General features: G+C 72.5%; 4 protein-coding genes. 3 read left to right on the plus strand and 1 reads right to left on the minus strand.

Annotation, left to right across the window (positions count from 1 at the left end):
- Positions 1–789 (minus strand): NAD-dependent epimerase/dehydratase family protein (locus tag SACHA_RS0113490; RefSeq protein ID WP_019810633.1); only part of this gene is annotated, 789 nt, incomplete at its 3' end.
- A gap of 233 nt (positions 790–1,022) precedes the next feature.
- Here SACHA_RS0113490 and SACHA_RS0113495 point away from each other — a divergent pair.
- The 3 genes from SACHA_RS0113495 to SACHA_RS22060 all read left to right on the plus strand — a co-directional run.
- Positions 1,023–2,747 carry a hypothetical protein gene (locus SACHA_RS0113495; RefSeq protein WP_028663164.1) on the plus strand — a complete coding sequence of 575 codons (1,725 nt, stop codon included), beginning with the start codon at positions 1,023–1,025 and terminating at the stop codon, positions 2,745–2,747.
- 109 nt (positions 2,748–2,856) lie between these two features.
- Positions 2,857–4,146: a nucleotide sugar dehydrogenase gene (locus SACHA_RS0113500; protein ID WP_019810637.1), complete on the plus strand. Its 1,290-nt coding sequence runs from the start codon at positions 2,857–2,859 to the stop codon at positions 4,144–4,146.
- Positions 4,147–4,288: 142 nt separating this feature from the next.
- A partial coding sequence (locus SACHA_RS22060) for an acyltransferase (protein WP_019810639.1) occupies positions 4,289–4,697 on the plus strand: 409 nt, incomplete at its 3' end.

Consider the following 4,697-nt stretch of genomic DNA (forward strand, 5'->3'; position numbering starts at 1 on the left):
GTCCTCGGCGTCCGCGGCCGCGGCGACGACCCGGTGCAGCTCGCGGTCGGAGGTCCGGACCCCGGTGCCGATGTTGAACCGGCCGCCCCCGCCCTGCTCACCCGCGGCGGCGACGAACGCGGACACCGCGTCGGCGACGTAGACGTAGTCGCGGGTGTTGCCGCCGTCGCCGAAGACGGTGGTCGGCTCGCCGCGCAGCAACGCCGCCGCGAAGATCGCCACGACCCCGGCCTCCCCTCCGGGGTCCTGCCGGGGGCCGTAGACGTTGGCCATCGCCAGGGTCGTGCAGTCCACCCCGTGCAGCCTGCGGTAGGTGCCCAGGTAGTACTCGCCGGAGATCTTGCTGGCCGCGTAGGGGGACTTCGGGTCCAGCGGTGCCCGCTCGGTGGTGGGCAGATCCTCCGGGGAGCCGTAGATGGAGCCGCCGGACGACGCGAACACGATCTTGCGCACGCCCGCGTGCCGCGCGGCCTCGGCGACGTTGACGGTGCCCAGCACGTTCTGGTGCGCGTCGGTCAACGGGTCGGTCACGCTGACCCGCACGTCGATCTGCGCGGCCAGGTGGAAGATCACTTCGGGTGCGGCGTCGGTGACGACGTCCCGCAGGTCGGGGGTGGTGATGTCCACCTCGTGCAGCGTGAGGCGTCCGGTGGCCGCGGCGGAGGCCAGGTTCTCCCGCCGACCCCGGCGCAGGTCGTCGGCGACGTGCACGTCGTGGCCGTCGGCCAGCAGCCGGTCGACCAGGGTGGAACCGATGAACCCGGCTCCGCCGGTGACGAGTGCCCGCACGCGGTTCCTTTCGCCGTCGACTCGTGCGACGCGCGTCCGCGGTCGGCGCGCGGACGGCGTGGTCGGCCGATGGGCGGCCGTCGGAATCGTACTCCGTGGTCGGTCCGGCCGGGACGACCCGGTACCGGTGACCGCTGAACCGGGTGAAAGCCGTCGTCCCGTGTTGCCGGACCTTCGCAGCGGCGTCAGTGTTCCGTTTCGTCCCGGTCATCCCGCCCGGAGGAACGTCGCCCGTGACAGGCCTGCACATCCCGGCACCACCAGCGGCGCCGGAGACGCCCACGCCGCCGAGGTGGCGTGGGACGGGGGTGTCGGCGCCGGTGTTCGCCGTCCTCGTCGGGACGTCGGCCCTGGCTTACCACGGGTCCCGGTACGGGAACTGGATCGTGGACGACGCCGCCATCACGTTCGCCTACGCGCGAAGCGTCAGCGAGGGGCTCGGTCCGGTGGCGCAGGCCGGGGCCGACCCGGTCGAGGGCTTCTCCAACCCGACGTGGATGGCCCTGCTCGCGCTCGGCCGGCTGGTGGGGCTGTTCGACCGGGGCGCCCTCCTGGGTGTGCCCGATTACGTGGCCTTCCCCAAGGCGGTGGCGCTGCTGTGCTGCGTGGGGATCCTCGTCGCGGCGTACCGGGTCTTCGCTGCGGTGACGCGGCACGCGTGGCTGCCGACCGCGGTGTTCGGGGTGGCTCTCGCCGCGGTGCCGTCGTTCGTCATCTGGTCGTTCTCCGGGTTGGAGAACGCGCTGTACGCGCTGCTGGTGGTGTGGCTGGCGGTCGTGCTGTTCCTCGCCGTGCTGCGGGACCGGCTGTTGACCGTCCGGGTGGCTGTGGTGGCGGGTGTGCTCGCCGGTGCCGCGGCCCTGACCAGGCCGGAGGGGCTGATCTACGCGGGAACGTATCCGTTTGTGCTGTTGCTGGCGTTGCCGCGGACCCGCGCGTTCGGTCGGTCGGTCGGCTTCGGCGCGTTGTCCACCGCGGTGTTCGCCGTGCCGGTCGGGGGCTACTTCCTGTGGCGGTACGCCACGTTCGGGCGTTGGCTGCCGAACACGGCCGTCGCGAAGGACCAGGCTCTCCCGGGGATCGACAACCTTCTGCGGACCGGGGAACTCGTCGCCTACGTCGGTGCCCCGATGGTCCTCGTCACGGTGGGCGTCGCGGGGGTCGTGCTCGGGCGCCCGGTGTGGTGGCGCCGGGGACTGCTGACCCTGCTCGTCCCCACGGCGCTGGCCGTGCTCGCCTACGTCGTCCTCCAACCCGACTGGATGGGGCAGTACCGGTTCGCCACCCCGATCTGGCCGTTGGCCCTGCTCGTCGGGGTGCTCGCCGGGACGGAGCTGCTCAGCCGCGGTCGGATCGTGGCCCGTGCGGCGGTCTCGGCCGCGCTGGTCGTGACCCTGGTGCCGACGGGCCTGTCGTTGGTCGACAGCGGCCGGGAGTTCGCGAGCGCGCCGACGGTGGCGACGTGCCGGATCGCCGACCGGTTCGGCGCGATGTTCAATGTCTACGCGGACATGCTCGACGTGCGCGAGGGGTCGGTGTTGCTGCCGGACGTGGGCGCGACGCTGCTGACCTCCCGGCTGGAGGTGATCGACCAGGCCGGGTTGGTCGACGCCGAGGTGGCCGGGTTCTACGGTGCCGGGGACATGGCGGGCCTGCGGGATTACGTCTTCGACGAGGTCCGGCCGACGTTCCTCCACTCGCACGGAGCCTGGAGCGCCGGCACCGGGATCCCGGACGACCCCCGTCTCGCCCGCGACTACACGCCCGTCCATGTCGACCCGGACGACGGGCGGTCCAACGCCGACTGGGTCCGGCGGGACGTCGTCCCGGACTCGGACAGCCTCGATGCGGTCCGTGCCTACGCCGAGGTCACCATCCCGGAGCTCTCCACCGAGCCGCCCCGTCGCCACTGTGGTCCGACGCTGCACCCGGGCCGCACGGAGACCGGAAGCGGCTGATCCCACGGCCGGGCGGGTGACGGCGTGTGGTGCTCCGCTGCACGTTAGGCTCAGTGGCGGCAACTGCCGTGCCATCGCTCTCCGCACCCTGAAGAACAGGACGGTCCCGGTGAAGATCGCTGTCATCGCGTTGGGAAAGATCGGCCTGCCGCTCGCCGTGCAGTACGCGGCGAAGGGCCACGAGGTCGTCGGCGTGGACGTCAACGAGCATGTGGTCAAGCAGGTCAACGACGCGGTCGAGCCGTTCCCCGGGGAGGCGCACCTGCAGGACCGGCTCGACGAGCTGGTGCCGTCGGGCGCCCTGCGGGCCACCACCGACTACGCGGACGCGATCCCGGGCGCCGACGCGGTCGTGCTGGTCGTGCCGCTGTTCGTGGACGACGAGGCCCGGCCGGACTTCGGCTGGATGGACGCCGCGACCACCGAGCTCGCCCGGCACCTGACGCCGGACACGCTGATCTCCTACGAGACCACCCTGCCGGTGGGGACCACCCGGCAGCGGTGGAAGCCGATGCTGGAGTCCGGGTCCGGGCTGGTCGAGGGGCGCGACTTCCACGTCGTGTTCTCCCCGGAACGGGTGCTCACCGGGCGGGTGTTCGCGGACCTGCGCAAGTACCCGAAGTTGATCGGGGGCCTGTCCGGGGCGGGCGCGGCCCGCGCGGTGGAGTTCTACGAGGCGGTGCTGGACTTCGACGACCGGCCGGACCTGGCCCGGGGCAACGGGGTGTGGGACCTCGGCACGGCGGAGGCGAGCGAGCTCGCGAAGCTCGCCGAGACCACCTACCGGGACGTCAACATCGGCCTGGCGAACCAGTTCGCCCGGTACGCGACCACCGCCGGTATCGACGTCTACCAGGTGATCGAGGCGTCCAACTCGCAGCCCTACAGCCACATCCACCAGCCGGGCATCGCCGTCGGCGGGCACTGCATCCCGGTGTATCCGCGGCTGTACCTGTGGAACGACCCGGACGCCACCGTGGTGCGCGCGGCCCGGGAGACGAACGCGGCGATGCCCGACTACACGATGGGGCTGCTGGAGGGCGCGCACGGCGACCTCACCGGCGCCCGGGTCGTCGTGCTCGGCGCGGCCTACCGGGGCGGGGTGAAGGAGACGGCGTTCTCCGGGGTGTTCGGCGCGGTCACCGCGCTGCGCGAGCGGGGTGCGACGCCGCTGGTGCACGACCCGCTCTACACCGACGACGAGCTGCGCGACCTCGGGTTCGAGCCGTACCACCTCGGGGAGAAGGTGGACGCCGCCGTGGTCCAGGCCGACCACCCGGAGTACGCCGAGCTCGGCCCGGACGACCTGCCCGGCGTGGCCACGTTCGTCGACGGCCGCCGCGTCTCGTCCCCGGACCGGTGGCCGGGCGTGACCTACCGGGTGATCGGCAAGGCGTGAGGGTGTGGCGTGAGGGGCACTTTCCCTGCGTGTGACGCAGCGAATGTGCCCCTCGCCGCGCTGTACGCAGGGAAGGTGCCCTTCACGGGCACCTCGGGAGCACGCGTCCGGTGGACGGGGCCGGACGGAGAGGTGGAACGGCATGGTGTTCGTGGCGGACGGTGCCGATGTGGCCGGCACGGCGACACTCGGTGCGGGCAGCAAGGTGTGGCACCTGGCGCAGGTGCGGGAGGACGCCCGGCTCGGTGAGAACTGCATCGTCGGCCGGGGCGCCTACGTCGGCACCGGGGTACGCATGGGGGACAACTGCAAGATCCAAAACCACGCGCTGGTGTACGAACCCGCCGACCTGGCCGCCGGGGTGTTCCTCGGTCCGGCGGTGGTGCTGACCAACGACACCTACCCCCGCGCGGTGAACCCGGACGGCAGCCTGAAGAGCGCCTCCGACTGGGACGCGGTCGGGGTGACGATCGCCGAGGGCGCGTCGGTCGGGGCGCGGGCCGTGTGCGTGGCGCCGGTGCGGATCGGGGCGTGGGCCACGGTCGCGGCCG

Source organism: Saccharomonospora halophila 8 (assembly GCF_000383775.1).
Classification (GTDB): Bacteria; Actinomycetota; Actinomycetes; order Mycobacteriales; family Pseudonocardiaceae; genus Saccharomonospora; species Saccharomonospora halophila.